Source organism: Pseudomonas subflava (assembly GCF_023823685.1).
In the GTDB taxonomy this organism is placed as follows: domain Bacteria; phylum Pseudomonadota; class Gammaproteobacteria; order Pseudomonadales; family Pseudomonadaceae; genus Aquipseudomonas; species Aquipseudomonas subflava.
On sequence record NZ_JAMXBF010000003.1, the window covers coordinates 628,766 to 646,877 of the forward strand.

Genomic DNA, 18,112 nt, shown 5'->3' on the forward strand with positions numbered 1-18,112 from the left:
AAAGCGGGCCATTGGCCCGCTTTTTCTTTGTCGCTCAAGGAAGTGGAGGGGCTTCGTACTCCAGCATCTCCAGGTCCGCCTTGCCCTGATAGGTAACGCGAAATACGTGATCCTCTATACCCGTATCGGCGATGCTCTCCAACAAGCTGTAGCCGCCGAACTCGGGGGTTATCTCATACAGCGGTTTGTCGTTTGCCTCGAACATCCGATAGAAGCGCACCGATCTGTCTCCCAGGCTCATCAGTACTTCCCGCTCATTGTCGGCGACTTCCACCAACGGAAATGGTCCGCCCAGAAAGCCACCGAGTTTGTAGGCGTAAGTTGCCGAGCAGGCAGTACCACAGCCGAAGGTGAGCAGGAAGATGCCGGACTCATGGCTTGCGTGACTTGGCGGCGATGGAAACTGCAGTACTTGTTCCGAAGTAGCGCCATCAGTCAGCGAGACTTCACAAACGTTTTTTCCGCAATGCGATTCGACCCGCCACGGGCTGCCGGGTATACCCAGCAGCTCTGCCTGGCAAATCCCTGCCGATAGGCTTATTAGAAGAACTACGGCGGCCCGGACTACTGGGTGCATCAACCAATCCCTAGCTTGTCGCCAACCATATCACCAGCCATATCGAGCCAATCTGGCGACTTGGTATTGCTGGGTGGCTCCGTGTCACCCAACTGCCCCGCGAGCATATCGACCAACCCCATCGGATTGCCTTCCTTGGCATCGGCCACCGCCTTGGCTGCCTGTGCGGCCTGGAAGATTTTCTTCAGCTCGGGTGTGGTAGCAGTCTGCTCGGTCAGCTCGACCGGAGCGGGTAGGCTATCTACCAGCTTGTTGAGACTTCCGGTGTCCTTGCTAAAGGTGCGTACCGCTTCCAGACCGGCCTGCATGGGCAGGGCCAGGCCGGTTTGCGGGTCGAAGGCGCTGATTTCGGGGAAGCTGACCTTGCCGCGCAACACCGGGACAGCCAGCGAAGGCAGATTCAGTCCAAGCAAGTAGCGTGGGTCGCGGCGCTTGATGCTGAGGCCGATGCTGGCCAGGGCGATACCGACTCCGACCACACGACCGGTCTTGGCCAGCAGCGAGAGGCGCTTGTTGGACTGATCATCGAAGTGCACTAGGCGATAGCGGAAGTAGTCGGTGAAGGGCTCGCGCTCTGCGATAAAGGATGAGTTCATGAACCAGGCGCGCGAGTCGTGTACATGGTCATCGAACAGCTTCACCAGGTCATCTTTCCCCGGTGCGATCTGATTCCCTTGGGTGAAGAGCTTGCGGTATTCCGAGGTGCCCTGATCCCAGATTTCCTTGTATTCCTCCGCTTCGTCTTCCTCGTTGATCAGGTAGACGAGACCGCCGAGCGCGATATTAATAATGCCGCCGACCGAGAGGGTGTCTTCGCCCATTTCCCAGGATTTTTCGTAGTCGCGGCGGAATTCGTCGGCGGCGCGGCGCAGCTGGCGTCTATCCAGGGTCGGTTCGTAGGTCTTGTTGGTGTTGAGGCCTTCATACTTCTCCGGGCCGACCAGCTTGAAGTCTTCTTCAAAGCAGAAGCGTTTGCCCGGGCTGCCCACCTCCCAGGATTCGCCGGCCGAGTAACCTTGGCAGTCTCCGGCTCCGACAGTTCTGCCGGACGCTATACGATCAGCGCAGCTGACCTCCTCGATACCTTCGCGTTTACGCGCCATCTCCGCATGCCTGTGTGCGTGGAGGCGGCGCTTGGCGTCCCATACTTCCTGGGTCTCGTCGCCCGTCTGGATGGCCCCATAGAAACTGGTCTTCCCCACGCCACCTGCATAACGATCAATCCGCCAGCCGGTAATCAGAGCCGTTTCGCGCTCCACCACGTCTTCGAGTGGCCCTGGCTTGGCATTGGATTGCCAGGCGTTAAAGCGGCGAGTAACCAATTCGCTCAGGCTAAATTCCAAGAGTGATTCATCACTCATCTTTCGCCAGTCTTCGCATTTTGCAGAAAGTATCGGAGGAACTTGTAACGGAGCTCCCGCAGCAAATGCCTCGCTATACATGTGATGCAGCGGCAATTGCGACATCAGCTCGCCCTGCCCCCCCATGGCCTTGCCTTGGTCGCCGGGGGGATAGCCGCCGCCGACATCAGAGTGCATGCCGGGATAGACATATTCGACGGTTCCGGCCCGATAGCTGGATTTCTTCTCCAGCGAGCCATCGGCCAGGCGGGCACGGCGACGAATCGAGTCCAAGGGAAAACTGGCACGCTGCTCATGGGCAGAAACCAGATGCACGCAGCGCTTGAGGAAGCCGCAATCCTCGGGCAAAGCAGTGGGCATGCAACTCTGTGCAGCGCGTTCATCCGGCAGGCGCATGGTGCCGTCGGCCCAGTCCATATGTCCGGCTGCAAAGGGCGCACTGTCGGCGATACCTACCGCCGCCACGGTATCGAACAGCCCGAGAAACTCGATGGAGATAGGGAGGCCGGCAAAGCGGTACTGTTCTCCGTTTTCCGTCGAGCTGCGGGTCAGATCTGCCAGCCAATTCGCAAAGGTGCGCGCCTCGGCGGCGCCGCGGGAGAAGCCGTAGACGTAGAGGCGCAGGGCCAGGATTTCCGGCTTCTGCTGTTTCTGTCGGCGCTGCTCCAGCAGTTGGGCCAGCTTGTCCAGCTCGGGAGTCAGGGTGGCCTTGCGCTTGGCCTCGCCTCTCTCCAGCAAGGTGCCGGTCAGCATATGGCCGAACCAGCAGGTGCTCATATCCTTGACCAGCCCATAGGCTTCGTCTTCGAGAAGGGGCTTTTCAGTCAGGGTCCGACGGAGGGCATCAATAAGGCGGGTGAGTCCCCAATTGATACGATCCTCTCCGCCCTTGGCACCCTTAAGGCCATTCTCATCCGGCACATATTCATGAATATCCTCGAAGACTGTGCCGACGCCCGGTGTGTAATAGCGGAAAAAACCTGCTTCACCAGCTTGAGCATCGGTATGTCGGATAGTGGCATGGAAAAGCCTCGCGATATTGCTTGTACAGCGTGGGTTGGCGGCTTTGTCGCTGGGCTCGTGGTTATTGGTGCCGTCGAAGAACAGGCTGATATGCAGGGTCTTGACGCAGGGCTCGGTGGCCTCTTCGCCATCGCAGGATGCTTTCTGGATGGCCTGGTTCCAGCAACGTTTTTCATCCGTCTTCTGCTTATCTAGATTGGCGTTGATGTCCTGGGCATTTTGCGGCAGGCCCGACTGGGAAAAGCGCGGCGCGATTCTTACCTGGCTCGCGGCCGGCGGACATGCTTTGGTCAGGGTTTCGGACATGTCTCAGGCTCCTCCATATTGAGCGCATTGATGACGTCGTTGTGGGGGTAGCCTGGGTAACCCGGAAGCACACCATTGACGGCGACCAGCACCTGATCACAGGGCAAGAAGTGGACATTCATGCTGCCCACGTCCTCATAACGAGGAATCTCCACGGTGACTCGATGGCGGGTGTATTGAGCCCTATGAGCTTCCGCCTGTTTATTCCAAGCTTCCGAAAACATGGGTTGGGGCCAATTTACGGAGGAAAATGGCTCGGGATCCTTTTCCCATTCCACAGTGGCCTTCATACCCGGCTGCCATTGGCGGGGCACTGTCGTGCAGCAGACAAAGCTGCCCCCGCCCTCGTGAGGACCAATGTTGCCGCCACCGGAGCCGTTGACGGTGAAGTTATTAATTGCAGCGGAGGTATGGTTGTAGCCACTTACCGAGGGGTGCAGGAGTTTGGGCGGTTGGGCCTTGCAGCCACTTATCAGCAGCAGCGGCAGTACCAACAGTCCGTAACGAGCGATGTTTATGGGGTTGGACATTTTTCAGGCTCCTCCATATTGAGCGCATTGATGACGTCGTTGAGGGGATAGCCTGGGTAGCCGGGCAGCACGCCGTTGACGGCGACCAGCACCTGATCGCAGGGTAGGAAGTGGACATTCATGCTGCCTACGTCCTCATAGCGAGGAATCTTGACTGTGGCGCGATGGCGAGTGTATTTGGCTGCGTGCAGCTTATAGGCTGCCTCGTACCCTTCTGTACCCAGAGGTGGCCAGTTGGCATAGGCGAAAGGCTCGGGATCTTTCTCCCACTCCACAGTGGCCGTCATACCCGGTTGCCATTGGCGAGGTACTGTGGTGCAGCAGACAAATCCACCGCCGCCTGTATAGGGCCCCAGATTAGGCCCACCATCACCATTGACGGTGAAGCTGTTGATGGCAGCAGAGGTGTAGTTGTAGCCCGTGACCGAGGGGCTGAGCAGCTTGGGCGGTTGACTGCTACAGCCAGCGACCAGCAGCGGCAAGAGCAGCAGACCGAGTGCTCGGTAGAGAGCGCTCATGCCGCTGTGCCCTTCGAGTGTTGCTGCAGCCAGCCTTTGACGAACTGTTCGCGCTGGTCGAGATCGAGAATGCCCTCGCGGCTGGCTGCCTGTTGCGCGTGAACCAGATGACGCATCAGCGCTTCCTGCTTGTTCAGTCCGTAATCGCAGGGTTCGACATCCTTGCTGCTGTAGTAGCGCTCGGCGAGGCTCCAGGTTTGCAGCTGTACGACCTGAGTGCGTTCGAGGCGCAGGTTCGGCAGGGGCGATGGGAGTTTAGAGCTGCGTTGTAGGTGCCCGGCAAGCTGTTGTGCCTCGCCGTCGCGGTCCCGCCAGTGCCAGGCGATGACCGGCGCATGGAACCAGGCTTGCTGCGGGTTCAGTGCCTCGCTTACGGCAACAAACAGACGCGGGTCGTAGTAGCGCAATAGGCCGCTACTCCTGCCATCGTTCCATTCGGCCTGGGTGCAATGGCCTAGGTGAACTGAGAGCTCATGGAAATCCCACGGGCTGGTCAGCGCCAGCAAATGTTGGTTGCTGCGCGATGCATTTGCTAGATCGGTCAGCAGCTGCAGCTGCTGGGTATTGGCGTGATCGAGCCGCAGCAGCCAGGGGCCGCTTTGGGCAATCTGATGCTCGGGAGTGTGCTGCAGAATGGCGGATTGCAGGATGAGTTGTTCCAGCCTGGCAATACGATCGGTCAGGGGAAATTCCAGATTGGTGGTATCCACCAGCAGATCGAGATAAGGCAGTCGCGCCTGGGCCGCGCTGCGCTGCAGTTCACCAAGCCAGAGAGAAGTAGAGGTGATCACTATTTCCTACTCCTCACCGTGCAACCAGAACTTGTGCTTTCGCCTGCGCTCGACGCAGGCATTCCTCGCAAACGGCTGGTGGCTTGTTCGGCATGCTCAACGGATTGAGCAAGGCCTGATCCAACAGATTCCCCGCCTTGTCCTTGTCCGCCATCCCCGGCTGCAACGGCTGCTTGATGGAGATCCCGGTACCCGAACCCGGCGCGCCGCCGGCGTTGAGTTTGGCCAGGGGGCCGACCAGGGTGATGCCGCTGGGATCGAGTTTGATGAAGCTGCCGCCGGCCTTAAGGGTGAGTTCGACACCGGCTTCGATGACCATCTTCTGTCCGGCCTTGAGGTGGATCTCGCGGCCGGCTTTGGTCAGCTGGGCGGTGCCGAGCTTGATGTGCTGGTTCTGGGCGATGGTCAGGTGGTCTTCGGCCTTCACCTCCACTTTGCGCTCGGCGTGGGTGGTGTGGTGTTCCTCGGCTTTCAGCTCGGTGTAGCTGTTGGCTTCGACCCTGTCGTGGCGCTCGTGGCCGATGCGGATCTTCTGATCGTGCTCGACGTTCTCGTCCCAGTCCTTCTGGGCATGGATGTAGATCTGCTCCTGGCCCTTGCGGTCTTCGATGCGCAGCTCGTTGTAGCCGCCACCGCCCGGACTGCTCAGGGTCTTGAACACCGTGCGGGTCTTGTTGGCTGGCAGGTCGTAGGGCACCACATGTTCCTTGTGGTACAGGCAGCCGGTGACCAGCGGCTGGTCGGGATCGCCCTCAAGGAAAGTGACCAGCACCTCCATGCCGATGCGCGGGATGGCGATGCCGCCATAGCGGTCGCCGGCCCAGCTCGAACTCACGCGCAGCCAGCAGCTGGTGGTGTCGTCGGCCTGGCCCTCGCGGTCCCAGTGGAACTGCACCTTCACCCGGCCGTACTGGTCGCAGTGGATTTCTTCACCCTTGGGCCCGGTGACTACGGCGCTCTGGCTGCCCAGTACCTTGGGTTTCGCATGGCGCAGGGCGGGGCGGTACAGCACGTCCCAGGGGGTGGCGCTGAAGCGGTTGCGGTAGCCCTGTTTGAAGTCGTCCGAGTTGGCGGATGCACCCTCACCCCCGGCCCCTCTCTCAGGGGGAGAGGGGAGGGAGCCGCCGAGGAAGCTGGTTACCGACTCCTCCAGCACTTGCGGCTGCTTGCCCTCGTGCAGCACCTCTTGCAGCAGCCAGAGGTCGTTCCATTCGCGGCGCGGGTGGTCGGAGATTTCCAGCAGGTGGCCGGTCACCAGGCGCGGCTGGTCGCTCTCGCCCTGGGCCAGCTGGTAGTCGGCGCGGTGGCGCTCCAGGGCGCGTTGCGACAGGTGCTTGCCGCGGGTGCGCTCGGTGTAGCGGCCGGGGTAGTCGTAGTCTTCCAGCTTGGGTTGGAAGTCGGCCTTGGCGCCGGTCTCCAGCAGCAGGCGTGGTTGCTCGAAGTCGTAGTCGCGACGGCTGACCTGGTTGGTGCGGGTGGCCAGGCGCAGGTTGAAGCGCTTGATCACCGGCTCGTCGGCCACCAGGCCGCTGTCCTGCACATAGGCGGTGGGCTGGCCGAGTTTGGGGAAGCCGGTCTGGTCGTCGCCGAATACCAGCACGTGGCCCTTGGCCGAGTGTTCGAAGTGGTAGTGCAGCCCCTCTTCCTCGCACAGGCGCTGGATGAAGTGCAGGTCGGTCTCGTCGTACTGCACGCAGTACTCGCGCTCGGGGTAGACAGTGGGGCCGAGCTGGAAGCGGTAGGCGCCGCCGAGGATGCCGTGTTCCTCCAAAACCTGCGCGATGATCTGCGGCACCGTGAGGTGCTGGTAGATACGCTGGTTGGTGCGATAGCCGAGCCAGGTCAGCTTAGGGCTAAGGGTGAGGTGATAGCGGGTCAGGCGCTTGCCCGATTCGCCCTGGCCGACATCGTGGATCAGGCCGTGGATGCCGCTGCCGTCCGGGACGATGGCGAGGAAGGCCGGTTTGCCGAGCAGCTCGTCCAGATCCAGGTCGGGCTTCTCGCTGACCAGTTCCACCTCGAAGCGGTAGGGCTGGTCGAGGGCCTCGCGGCCGTTGAATTCGAGCACCTGCAGGTCGTGTTCGAGGCCTTCGAGATGCAGGCTGAAGTGGGTCTGGTTGGCGGGATTGAACATGCGATCGTCCTTGTCGGTAGGCCTGTCAGGCCGTGCGGCGCAGCCAGCGCGCGAGCAGCGAAGTGGTGGGGCGCTGGTTGCGGAAGGCACGCAGCAGGTCCGGCAGGGTGCTGCGCCGGGCCGGGTCGAATTCCAGCGCGGCGCGCAGTGCCGGCCACAGTGCGCGGGGCAGGTCCGCAGGGGCCGTCAGCGGCAGTTCCATTGCCAGCGCCTGTTTAGCACTTTGCCGGCGGAAAGGATGCTGGCCGCTGCACAGTTCGTAGATCACGCAGGCCACGGCATAGACGTCGGCGGCGGCGTTCAGGGTGGCGCCGTCGAGCAGTTCGGGGGCGGCGTAGCGTGGCGTCCAGGCGGCGAAGCGGCTGCGCGCCAGGCGCGGCAAGCCCTTGAGGAAGCCCTCGCGGGCCTGGCCGAGGCCGAAGTCGAACAGGCGGATGTCGTCGTCGCCGAGCATCAGGTTGCTCGGCTTGAGGTCGCCGTGCAGCACGCCCTGGTCGTGGGCGTAGCGCAGCGCTTCGAGCAGGCTGAGGGCGACCCGGTGTGCCTCGGGCCAGGGCAGGCCGCTGGGGTACTGGTGCAGTACGTGGTCGAGGGTGTTGCCCTTGAGCAGCTCCATGGTGATGAAGGCACGCTGGCAGGCCGGGTCCACCTCGAAGCTGTAGAAGCGCACCAGGTTGCGGTGGCTGAGCCGCGCGGTGAGGGCGAACTCGCTGTAGAGCAGGGCGCTGGCGTCCGGGTATTCGGCGAAGTCCTCACTGAGGGTCTTCAGCGCCACCCAGGGCTGCGGTTCGCCGAACTGTTCGCGCAGCAGGTCGCGGGCACGGTACACCGCGCCCATGCCGCCGACGCCGAGCAGTCGCTCGATCTGGTAGCGGCCGCCGAGCAGCTCGGGCAGGTCCTTGGGCAACGGGCGGGCGACGCGCGCCGGGTTGGCGCCAGCCATCACCGTGAGGTCGGCGCTGACCACCTTGGCTTCCGCGTTCATCGGTTGATCACCACGCCGCTCAGGTTGTCGCGGGCCGGGCCTTGCAGGGCCAGGTCGAACAGGCGCTGCAGGGCCAGCTGCGGGCTGGGGCGCAGCAGCGCGGCGGTCATGTCGTCGTGGTCGAGGTCCTGGTAGAGACCGTCGCTGCACAGCAGGAACACATCGCCGGGCAGGCTCTCCAGTTCGAGGATGTCCAGCTGCAGTTCCTCGGCGGCGCCGATGGCCCGGGTCAGGGCATGGGCGCCGGGCTGGCGCGCGGCGTCCGCCGGGCTCATGCCGCGTTCCTCGACCAGTTGCTGCAGCAGTGAATGGTCGCGGCTGAGCTGGAACAGCTGGCGCCCGCGCAGCAGGTAGCAGCGGCTGTCGCCGGCCCACACGCAGGCCACCCGGCTGCCCTCGGCGAGCAGCGCCACCACCGTGCTGCCAACCAGCAGGTCGGGGGTGGCCTCGGTCAGGGTCAGGCCCAGGCTGAGGTGGCGGTTGAGGCGGTGCAGGCAGCCGCGCAGGGCGTCCAGGCGGTCCTCGAAATCCAGGTCCGTGGGCAGCTCGGCCAGGCTCTCGACGATCAGGCGGCTGGCCAGATCGCCGGCCTGGTGCCCGCCCATGCCATCGGCGACCACCCACAGGCCCTGCTGTGGCTGGTCGAGAAAGGCATCCTCGTTGCGCTCGCGCACCTTGCCGGTGTCGGTGCGCCCGGCGCTGGACCAGAGGCGTTGGGCGACCTTCATCAGAGGGTCGCCGGCAGCTTGAACTGGCGCAGCAGGCTGGCATCGAACGGGTTCGGCGAGCGCTGGCTGTGCAGCAGGTACTTGGCCTGCAGGCCGTCGAGGTTGGCCTTGAGCAGCAGCACGTCGCGACCGCTGTGTTGCTCCACCTTCATCATGTCGATCAGGCGGAACAGTGCCCAGGGCCCGCTGTTCTTCTCGATGCCGACGCGGCGGCCGCCCTGTTCTTCGAGGACCAGGCTGCTGCGCTCGCTCTCGCCCTCGGCCGGCCAGCGGAAGGCGGTGGCGATGATCGGGCCGTGGCGGTACTCCATCTGCTGGCCGCCGAAGCGGAAGTCGGCGCGGTTTAGGCTGTAGTCCAGGGCGAACGGCTCCAGCTTGAACAGCACCAGCGGCTCGGCCGGGTTCTCGGCGAAGAAGCTGCGGCGGATCACCTGGGTGCGGTTCATCTGGGTCAGGAACACCGGCGACAGCGGCAGGCCCTGGCCGTCCATGCGGCGCAGCTGGTACTCGCCGTCGCTGTCGCTGACGAAGTCCTTGAGGTAGCGATCGACGAAGGCGTCGGCCACGCCGTCGGCCTTGAAGAACTCGCGGAAATCGGCGATGGCCACGTCGCTGTCGCTCTTGGCGCTGAACGGATAGCGCTTGAACAGCGACTCCTTGTAGAAGGCGTACAGCTCGTTGCGGTAGCGCTTGTTCAGGTAGCCGTAGGCGTCGTTGAGCACCAGCTGCCAGCTGTCGTCGGCGATCAGCGTCAGCCAGTTGCCCACCGGTTGCGGCAGGCGCGCGGCGGTGCCGCGGACCTGGTTGATCGCATCCGGGCGACCGCCCATGCGCGCCTTGGCCAGTTCGAAGGCGGCCTGCTCCGGCGAGCTGGCGTGAGCCATGCCGCTCAGTTGCAGCTGCAGGGCGTCCAGTGCCTGCAGGGTGGCGGCCAGTTCCGGGCCGGCGCCGCTGTTGTCGTCGAGCAGGCGGTGCAGCGGCTCGAAGCGTCGTTGCAGCGCACGGCGGGCGGTGTCCGGCAGGCTCTTGGCGATGGCGTCCAGGCCCTTGCCGGCCGCGGCGGCGGCCAGCTTGCCCTTCTTCCCGAGCTTGGCCTGGGCGGCCAGGTCATCGGTCTGGTCGGCGGCGGCCGGCAGGTCGAAGCGGGTGTTCTCTCGCACTTCCACCAGCACCTGCAGCAGCGGCGAGTTGGCCGCGGTCAGGGCAGTGAGCACGGTGATGCCCTGGGCGGTGTTGCCGATCGGCTCCAGGCTCAGCTGGGCGATGGCCTCGCCCCAGTAGTTGGCGTAGTCGCGGAAGTACAGCTGCTCCAGTTCCACCATCAGGCGGCCGAGGTCGCGGTCGCTGAGCTGGTTGCCTTCGCCCAGTACCCAGTTGTCTTCGAGGATGTCGCGCACCAGGCCGAGGCCCTGGGCGACGAAGAACTGCTGGTAGCCCTTCTGCGTATACAGGCCGGGGATGGCGTAGTCGCTACCGAGCAGCAATGGCGCCTGGGCACCGAGGGCCTGGGCGATGCGGTAGTCGGGCAGGCTGCGGGCCTGGTCGCGGAGCATGCGGTAGACCACGTTGGCCAGCGACTCGCTGCGCAGGATCTGACGGGCTTCGGCCACCAGGTCGTCGTTCAGCGGGTAGGCGCTGAACGGCTCGGCCAGCAGGCGCTGGAAGTGCGCGTTGAGACGCTTCTGGGTCGGCTCGTCGCCGGCGTAGCGCAGCGACCAGTCGGAGGCCAGCCAGTCCTGCAGGAAGGCCGGGTCGCGGCGCTCCTCCAGGTTGAGCATCAGGTAGGCGCGCAGGCTGCCGAGCAGCAGCTCGCGGTCGTCGCGGTTGGCGCGGATCTGCCCTTCCAGCTGACGTGCCACCCGTGGCAGCAGCTCGCTTTCCAGGCTGCGGCGATAGGCGGCATGCACCTGCGGCTGCACCTGCGGGCCCTGGTACAGGCCGCCGCGCTCCAGAAGGCTGGCGTCGCCGGTGCTGGGGAATACCTGGGTGGCGGTGTAGCTGCCGTCGAGCAGCGGCAGGGCACGCTGGGCGTCGTCCTTGGCGCTGATGCCCTCGCCGTCGCGGCCCAGCTGCAGGGCCAGTTCGCGCAGCTGTTCCAGGCGGCCGTGGTTGGCCGAGTAGCTGGTGCCCCAGAGCAGGCCGAACAGCACCAGGCAGGCGGCGGCGCCGGCATACAGGCCGCGCTGACGCCAGTCGATGCGGCGCACTTCCTTGTCGTCCAGGCCGGCCAGTTCGGCCTCGGGGAAGATCACCCGGCTGAGCAGCTGGTTGATGAAACGCGCACGGCCGCTGCGGTAGGTCGGCAGGCTGCTGCCGGCCAGGCCGAGGTTGCGGCCGATGCCGGTGGTGCTCGGGTCGAGCAGCTCCTGCAGCTGCGGCGCGCTGGTCAGGTAGAAGCCGCGTAGCTGGCTGGAGCGCTGGTAGCGGTTGCCGCTGAAGGCCAGTTCCACCAGCAGGCACAGGCGCTCGCCGAGCTGGCCGAGCTGGTGCGGGAAGTCGAGGATGCGGCCGCGGCGCTGGGTATCGCGCTCCTGGTGCAGGCGCATGATCACCTGGCTGTTGAGGCGGCGCAGCAGCTCTTCGAACTCCTGGCGCACCACGCTGGCGTCGGTGGCGCTCTGGCCCTTGCGGAAGCTGGTGCCGAGCACCTGGTCGCTCTCCTCGCGGCTCAGCTGGTCGAAGAACTCGTCGAAGCCGATGACCTTGTCGGCCTTGCTCAGCACCAGGTACACCGGCACTTCGGCGCGCAGCTCGGCGTGCAGTTCGTGCAGGCGCTGGCGGATCTGGCGGGCCAAGTTTTCCAGTTCCAGTTCGCTGGCGTACAGCAGGGTGTCGACCGGGATGTTCACCAGCACGCCGTTCAGCGGGCGCGCGCGGCGCTTGCGCAGCAGGCTGAGCAGGGTGTGCCAGGCGCGGCTGTCCACCGCCACGTCGGGCTGGGTCAGGTAGCGGCCGGCGGTGTCCAGTAGCACGGCGTGGTCGGCGAAGTACCAGTCGCAGTAGCGGGTGCCGCCGACGTCCTTGGTCAGGCGGCGCTCGTCGCCCTTGTTCAGCGGGAAGTCCAGACCGGAGAAGTCCAGCAGGCTGGTCTTGCCGCTGCCCTCGGGGCCGAGCAGCAGGTACCAGGGCAGGTCGTTGCGCCACTTCTCGCTGCGCCCGCGGTACAGGCTGGAGGTCTTCAGGGTGCGCAGGGCCTGCTTGAAGCGGCCCTTGAGCTCCAGCTGCTCCTCGCTGATCAGGCCGTCGCGGCGCAGGCGTTCCTGGGCGTCGGCATCATCCGCCTCGGCCTTCTTGCGCACGTTGGCGCGCCAGCTGACGAACACGATGAACAGGCCCCAGGCGAGGAACAGCAGGCTGATACTGACCAGGCGGCTGGCCGCCGGCGCCCAGAACTTGGAGTCGGCCACCGCCAGCAGCGGGCCGACGAACCAGATCAGCAGGGCCAGCACCAGGACCAGGCACAGGCTCCAGACCCAGGTCTTGCGGACGAACGCCGCGGTTTTCTTGAGAAAGTCCTTCATCTCAGATCATCCCTGATTGCTTTGTGCGGGGGCCGGAGCGACTTCGGCCGCCTGATAGGGTTGCAGCACGGTGCCGCGCTGCTCGTGCAGCACCCAGCTGAAGCCGGCGTAGAGCAGTGCCAGGCCGGCCACCGTGGCCACCGCCACCAGCCAGCCGGGGACGATGCGCACCAGCCGCCGGCGGCCTTCCTTGAGGCCCTCCCAGTGCGGCGACAGCTCGCGCGGGATGTCGCCACGCAGCTGGCGGATCTGCCGGTACAGGCTGTCGCGGATCGCTTCGAGTTCGAGCATGCCGCGCGGTAGCACGCGGTACTTGCCCTCGAAGCCGAGCGACAGGCAGATGTACATCAGCTCGAGCATGGCCAGGTGCTTGACCGGGTTGCGCGACAGGTGCTCGAGCAGCTGGAAGAACTTCTCGCCGCCGAAGGTCTCGTTGTGGAAGGTCGACAGCAGGCTCATCTGCGACCAGGCACTCTCGTTGCCCCAGGGCGTGGTCACCACGGCCTCGTCGACCACGGTGCACAGCACGTAGCGCGCGGCCATCACCTGGCCGCCTTCCACGCCTTCCTGCAGGGCGCGGTGCTCGAACAGCTTGATCGCCACATTGAGACGCTCGTTGAGCGCGTCGAAGTTCTCCGCGCTGGCGTGGGTCTTCAGCCGCACCACTTCCGAGAGCAGCAGCGCGCTGGCAGCCACCAGCGGGTTGAAGCTGATGTTGAAGACTTCCGCCGGGCGCATGCGCGCGGCGTAGACCATGCGCTCTTCGAGCTGCTCGAAGCGCGGCGTGGCGAAGTCGGTGAGCGGCCCGCGCGGTGCGGCGCCTTCTCCCTGGCGGTTGAGGACGACGGTCTTGTCCTGTGCTTCCCTGATCATGTTCAGCTCCTGATCGCCCAGAATTTCAGCTCAAGCCCGGCGAAGTCGCCGGACACGTGGAAGGCAAAGCCACCGGAGCTCTCCAGCTGCGCCAGTTCCTCGGCGCTGAACTCCAGGGCGAAGTAGGTCTTGCCGGCGTGGAAGGGGATCTGCCGCGGCGCGACTGGCAGCGGCTTCACCTTGATGCCCGGCAGGTGCAGGTTGACCAGCTGGCGGATGCGTTCCACCGCGCCGATCTTCAGGTGCGCCGGCAGACGCTTGCGCAGCTCTTCGGACTCGCACTGGGCATCGGCGGCGAGGACAAAGGTGGCGTTGCCCAGCAGCGCGTGGTCCTGCAGCGGCGAGACCTGAATGCCGTACTGGCGCTGCTGCAGCGGCAGCTCGATGGCGTGCTGCTCCAGCACCATGGACAGCACCTGGCGCAGCGCCTCCATCAGCTTGCGGAAGCTGGCGGCCTGGTCGTTGTGCAGGTAGCGGCCGTCCAGGCGCGGACGCTTGTGGTCGGCGGCGAAGGTGGCCAGCTCGCCGAGCAGGCCGACCAGTTCGCGATACAGCAGCTCCGGGTGCATCTGCTCCAGGGACAGGTAGTGGCGCAGCTGCGGCTCGTAGCGGTTGACCAGCTGCAGCATGAGGAAGTCGCCCACCTCGGTATTGCCCAGCTTGCCGGCGGCGCGTACCCGTTCGGCGAGGATGTCGCCACGGTGGCCGAGCAGGCTGATGACTTCCTTGAGGCAGGACAGCAGGTAGCTGGACGCCTGCACATGCAGGAAGGTCGGGCTGAAGTCCTGGTCGAGGCTGATCACCCCGTCCGGGCTGGTGTCGAAGATCTCCGCCACCTTGAGCTTCACGAAGGCCTGGTCGTTCTGCTGCTCGCCGAGCAGCAGGCGGAAGTCCGGGCGACCGCAGCTGACCTGGCTGACAGTGACGTCGCCAGCGTTGGAGTCGGCCACTTCCAGCTCATGGGCGCGATAGCGGGCCAGCACGTCCTGCTGCTCGCTGCGGCGGCTCTCGATATGGTTGCCGGTGACCAGCGGCAGGGCCAGGTACACCGGGGTGGCGGCGGTGTTCGGCGGGATGTCCAGGGCCAGCGGCTCGCGGCTGGCGTCCAGTTCGAACAGGCTGCCGTCGGGCAGCACGCCGCTGGCCTGGCTGAGCACCAGCTTGCCCATGCCGAGGAACTGGCGGTCCACCTCCAGGCTGAAGAAGCCCCAGGGGTAGATGTCCTGCAGGCGCGAGCGCGACTTGAGCTGGTGCTCGAAGTAGCGATCGTTCTGCTGGAAGTGCTGGGGGCGCAGGAGCATCCCTTCCTGCCAGACAACCTTGAGCATTTCCATTGCTCAGTCCTCTTCCTTGAGCGGCTCCAGGCCGCGCTTGCCGAGCACCACGCCGGCCTGGTTGATCTCGCCTTCCTGCAGCGACACCACGTAGCGCCAGCTGGCTTCCGGCAGGTCGCGGTAGGCGGCGATCACGCCGACGTAGCGGCTGCCCGGCTGCACCGAGAGCTTCAGATCACGCTCCTCGCCGGGGCGCACTTCCATCTCCTCGAAGCTGACCAGGTCGGGCATCAGCGACTCCTTCGGCCGCTGGTACAGGGAGAAGAACTCGGCGTTGTTGAACGACGAGGGATTCTTCAGCTCCAGCAGGCGCACCACGATCGGCGAGGGGCGGCCGGCCAGGTCCGGGTTGAGGTCGTCGCTGGCCTGCAGGCGCAGGTCGAGCTTGGTGGTGTCGGAGTAGGGCGACAGGCTGGAGCAGCCGCCGAGGGCGGCGAGCAAACTGAGCAGGCTAAGGCTGATAAGACGGCGCATGGCATTCATCCTTGCTTCTTACGAAGGCTGGTAATCGGTGTTGAGGGTGGCGATCAGGCGGACCTGCTCTTCGTAGGTCTTGGCGAAGTCGCGGGCGAACAGGCGCTGGCTCCAGTCGTCGTCCTTCTCCAGCGCGCGGAAGTGGCGCTGGTAGGCGCGCCAGCGGGTGCCGGAGGTGGCCAGCAGCGGCTTGCGGTCCTGCTCGAAGCGCAGGGTCAGCTGCTCGGGAGCGAACTGCTCGAACAGGCCCTGCACTGCCGTGCGGCTGGCGGCGAACAGCGCCACCTGGTGCGCCTGCAGGTCGCGGTAGGCGCGGCCCATGACCTGCTCGGCCGGCAGCTGGCCGGGCTTGTTGCCGCGCAGCATGGCGGTGAGCGCCTCGCCGGCATCGCCGACCTGCTTGAGCGGGTTGTTGCCGGCGCTCTGCACGGTGGTCAGGGCCAGACGCAGTTCGTTCTTCAGCTCGCCGCGGGTGCGCAGGCTCTGCTGCAGGCCGGCCACGCTCTGCTTGAGCAGGCGCGCGGCCTGCAGGGCCAGGGCCTCGCGAGCCTCGGCGTCGAGGTCGTCGACTTTCACCCCGAGGGCGTCGCCGAAGCGCTGCCAGAAGCCTTGCGGCAGTGGCTCGGCGGCCACCGGCATCTGCACCGGGCGGGCCTGCGGGCGTGGCGCTTCTACCGGCGTCGGCTCCAGTTCCTGGACCAGCTCGGGCACCAGCAGGCTTTCCATGTCGATGCGCGCGTACTGGGTGCGCGCCTGTTCTTCCTCCGGCGCCTGTACCAGGCCGGCGAACTCGTCCAGCTGGCTGTAGCCGCGCGGGCGCTGCTCGAGGGCGGCGATCGGGTCAAGGTCGAGGAAGGCGTCGTCGGGGATGATGCTGCCGGCGTGCTGGCGCTGGCCGATCTGCTCCTCGAACTGGGCCGGGTCCTGCAGCACGCGGGCGCGGATCTCCAGCTCGCCGAGGCAGTACACGCAACCGTGCTCGATGCGCTGCGGCTCGCCCTTGGGCAGGCGCGCGCCGTTGTCCTTGAGGGTCACGCCATTGCTGCTGATGTCGGTCAGATAGAAGTGACCGTCGGCGTAGCTGACCTGGGCGTGGCGGTTGGAGAGGATGCGCTTGCTGTCCGGGATGGCCCAGTCGCATTCGTCGCCGCGGCCGATCACGCCGCCGGCCTTCTTGAAGCTCTTGCTGGTCAGCAGACCCGGCGCGTACTGCTGGGCGCTGACGATATCGAATACCAGTTCCATGGTAGGGGCTCCTTGCGCTCAGTCTTCGCGCTGCTGTTCGGCGTGCGGGTCACCCAGCGGGCGGTACTCGTCGTCGCTGGACTTGTAGTTGCCGCCGCAGCCGGCGAGGCCGAGCAGGGCGGCGAGCAGGGTGGCGGTCAGAAGGCGGTGGGACATCGCGGTTTCTCCACTGGCGGTGACGGATAGGGAATGCATGGCGGCCTCAGACGTCGGCCGGGCTGATGTTCAGCCGGTCCATGCGGTACAGCAGGGTGCGGCGCGGCAGGCCCAGCTCGCGGGCGGCCTGGCTCTGGTTGCCGCGGTTCTTGCGCAGGCAGTCGAGCAGCAGGTTGCGCTCGACCTTTTCCATGCGCTCGCGCAGGTTCATGCAGCTGTCGTCGGCGAGGCTGGTGGGGTGCAGGTTGAAGTGCTCGGGCAGCAGCTCGCCGCCTTCGCACAGCAGCACGGCGCGCTCCACCAGGCCTTTCAGCTCGCGCACATTGCCGGGGAAGGCGTAGCCGGCCAGGTGGTCCAGCGCCGCCTCGGACCAGCGGCAGGCATCGCGCTGCAGGAAGCTGGCGGCCTTGGCGGCGAAATGCCGGGCCAGTTGCAGGATGTCCTCGGCGCGGGCGCGCAGCGGCGGCAGCTCGATGGGGAAGTGCGACAGGCGATAGAACAGGTCTTCGCGGAAGCGGCCCTCCTCGACCAGGCTGCGCAGGTCGCGATGGGTAGCGGCGACGATGCGCACGTCGACCTTGTGCGTCTGCGTGCTGCCCAGCGGGCGTACTTCGCCTTCCTGCAGCACGCGCAGCAGCTTGGCCTGCAGGGCCAGGGGCATGTCGCCGATCTCGTCGAGGAACAGGGTGCCGCCGTCGGCCGCGTCGAACAGGCCCTTGCGGTCGCGCTCGGCGCCGGTGAAGGCGCCCTTGCGGTAGCCGAACAGTTCGCTCTCCAGCAGGTTCTCCGGCAGCGAGGCGCAGTTCTGCACGATGAAGGCCTGGCTGCGGCGGAAGCCGCAGTCGTGGATGGCGCGGGCGACCAGCTCCTTGCCGGTGCCGGTCTCGCCGGTCAGCAGCACGCTGGTGGGGTTGTGCAGCACCTTGCCGATCAGCTGATACACCGGGCGCATGGCCGGGCTGTTGCCGATCAGGCCGTAGTCGCTGGGCAGCGCCGCGCTGGCCGCTTCCGGCGCGGCCGCCTTGGGTGCGCGCAGGCGCTGCAGCAGCTGGTGCTGGGCCAGGGCGAAGGCGCCCAGGCTGGCCAGCGAGGCGGCGAAGCCGTCGAGGTCGCGGGTGCCGCTGCTGGCCACCAGCAGCAGGCCGGCGACGCGCGCCTGCTCATCCTGCAGCGGCAGGCACAGCAGGCTGCGCCAGGGTTTTTCCGCGGCCGGCAGGAAGCTAGTTTCGTGCAGGCTGGGGTCGAGGCTGGCCAGGCTCAGGTGGCGGTTCTGGCACAGGCAGTACTGCAGCAGCTGCTCGCCGTCGTAGTCGCTGGGCAGGCTGGTCTCGTGCTCGGCGAGTCGGCCATCCAGCCATTCGGCGGCCAGGGTCAGGCGGGTGTGGGTGCTGTCCAGCAGGTACAGCTGGGCCAGGCGGCAGCCGCTGAGCTGCGCCGCCGCCTCGGCCAGGGCCGCCGGCAGGCGCTCGGCAGCGGCCAGGCGCGACAGGCGGGTGAACTGCTGCAGCAGCTGTTCGGCATAGGCCAGCGGCTGGGCGATCTGGCCCAGCAGCGGC

Annotated in this window: 15 protein-coding genes; all 15 read right to left on the bottom strand. The window is 65.8% G+C overall.

Features of this window, described 5'->3' with window-relative positions; genetic code table 11:
* Positions 1 to 34: 34 nt before the first annotated feature.
* The 15 genes from NF616_RS06355 to NF616_RS06425 are packed head-to-tail and all read right to left on the bottom strand — an operon-like array spanning position 35 to position 18,108.
* Positions 35 to 577 (bottom strand): hypothetical protein, encoded by a 543-nt coding sequence (locus tag NF616_RS06355; RefSeq protein ID WP_252272400.1) that lies wholly within the window; start codon positions 575 to 577, stop codon positions 35 to 37.
* Positions 577 to 3,267: a T6SS phospholipase effector Tle1-like catalytic domain-containing protein gene (locus NF616_RS06360; RefSeq protein WP_252272402.1), complete on the bottom strand. Its 2,691-nt coding sequence runs from the start codon at positions 3,265 to 3,267 to the stop codon at positions 577 to 579. The genes NF616_RS06355 and NF616_RS06360 overlap by 1 nt, the downstream gene beginning before the upstream one ends.
* The gene (gene tli1a, locus NF616_RS06365) at positions 3,252 to 3,797 is read right to left on the bottom strand and encodes a Tli1a family immunity protein (protein ID WP_252272404.1); all 546 of its coding nucleotides are present in this window, start codon (positions 3,795 to 3,797) and stop codon (positions 3,252 to 3,254) included. Before tli1a (NF616_RS06365) ends, NF616_RS06360 begins: the two co-directional genes overlap by 16 nt.
* Positions 3,782 to 4,315 (bottom strand): Tli1a family immunity protein, encoded by a 534-nt coding sequence (tli1a, locus tag NF616_RS06370; RefSeq protein WP_252272406.1) that lies wholly within the window; start codon positions 4,313 to 4,315, stop codon positions 3,782 to 3,784. Before tli1a (NF616_RS06370) ends, tli1a (NF616_RS06365) begins: the two co-directional genes overlap by 16 nt.
* Positions 4,312 to 5,106 (bottom strand): toxin Tle1 chaperone Tla1, encoded by a 795-nt coding sequence (tla1, locus tag NF616_RS06375; RefSeq protein ID WP_252272408.1) that lies wholly within the window; start codon positions 5,104 to 5,106, stop codon positions 4,312 to 4,314. The genes tli1a (NF616_RS06370) and tla1 overlap by 4 nt, the downstream gene beginning before the upstream one ends.
* 13 nt (positions 5,107 to 5,119) lie before the next feature.
* The gene (locus tag NF616_RS06380; protein WP_252272410.1) at positions 5,120 to 7,240 is read right to left on the bottom strand and encodes a type VI secretion system Vgr family protein; all 2,121 of its coding nucleotides are present in this window, start codon (positions 7,238 to 7,240) and stop codon (positions 5,120 to 5,122) included.
* 25 nt (positions 7,241 to 7,265) lie between these two features.
* Entirely contained in the window at positions 7,266 to 8,225 is a 960-nt protein-coding gene (locus tag NF616_RS06385; RefSeq protein ID WP_252272412.1) for a serine/threonine-protein kinase, read from the bottom strand.
* Positions 8,222 to 8,953 carry a PP2C family protein-serine/threonine phosphatase gene (locus NF616_RS06390; RefSeq protein ID WP_252272414.1) on the bottom strand — a complete coding sequence of 244 codons (732 nt, stop codon included), beginning with the start codon at positions 8,951 to 8,953 and terminating at the stop codon, positions 8,222 to 8,224. Before NF616_RS06390 ends, NF616_RS06385 begins: the two co-directional genes overlap by 4 nt.
* Entirely contained in the window at positions 8,953 to 12,474 is a 3,522-nt protein-coding gene (gene tssM / locus NF616_RS06395) for a type VI secretion system membrane subunit TssM (protein WP_252272415.1), read from the bottom strand. Before tssM ends, NF616_RS06390 begins: the two co-directional genes overlap by 1 nt.
* Positions 12,475 to 12,480: 6 nt before the next feature.
* Positions 12,481 to 13,347: a type IVB secretion system protein IcmH/DotU gene (icmH, locus tag NF616_RS06400; RefSeq protein WP_252272416.1), complete on the bottom strand. Its 867-nt coding sequence runs from the start codon at positions 13,345 to 13,347 to the stop codon at positions 12,481 to 12,483.
* Positions 13,348 to 13,349: 2 nt separating this feature from the next.
* Positions 13,350 to 14,681, bottom strand: a complete 1,332-nt coding sequence (tssK, locus tag NF616_RS06405; RefSeq protein WP_137973953.1) for a type VI secretion system baseplate subunit TssK — start codon at positions 14,679 to 14,681, stop codon at positions 13,350 to 13,352.
* A gap of 3 nt (positions 14,682 to 14,684) precedes the next feature.
* Positions 14,685 to 15,155, bottom strand: a complete 471-nt coding sequence (gene tssJ / locus NF616_RS06410; protein ID WP_137973954.1) for a type VI secretion system lipoprotein TssJ — start codon at positions 15,153 to 15,155, stop codon at positions 14,685 to 14,687.
* 18 nt (positions 15,156 to 15,173) lie between these two features.
* On the bottom strand, positions 15,174 to 16,400 hold the full coding sequence (gene tagH / locus NF616_RS06415) for a type VI secretion system-associated FHA domain protein TagH (protein ID WP_252272417.1): 1,227 nt from the start codon (positions 16,398 to 16,400) through the stop codon (positions 15,174 to 15,176).
* An 18-nt stretch (positions 16,401 to 16,418) separates the two neighbouring features.
* On the bottom strand, positions 16,419 to 16,556 hold the full coding sequence (locus NF616_RS06420) for a type VI secretion protein (protein WP_137973956.1): 138 nt from the start codon (positions 16,554 to 16,556) through the stop codon (positions 16,419 to 16,421).
* Between the two features lie 46 nt (positions 16,557 to 16,602).
* Positions 16,603 to 18,108 carry a sigma-54 interaction domain-containing protein gene (locus NF616_RS06425; RefSeq protein ID WP_252272480.1) on the bottom strand — a complete coding sequence of 502 codons (1,506 nt, stop codon included), beginning with the start codon at positions 18,106 to 18,108 and terminating at the stop codon, positions 16,603 to 16,605.
* Between the last annotated feature and the right edge of the window lie 4 nt (positions 18,109 to 18,112).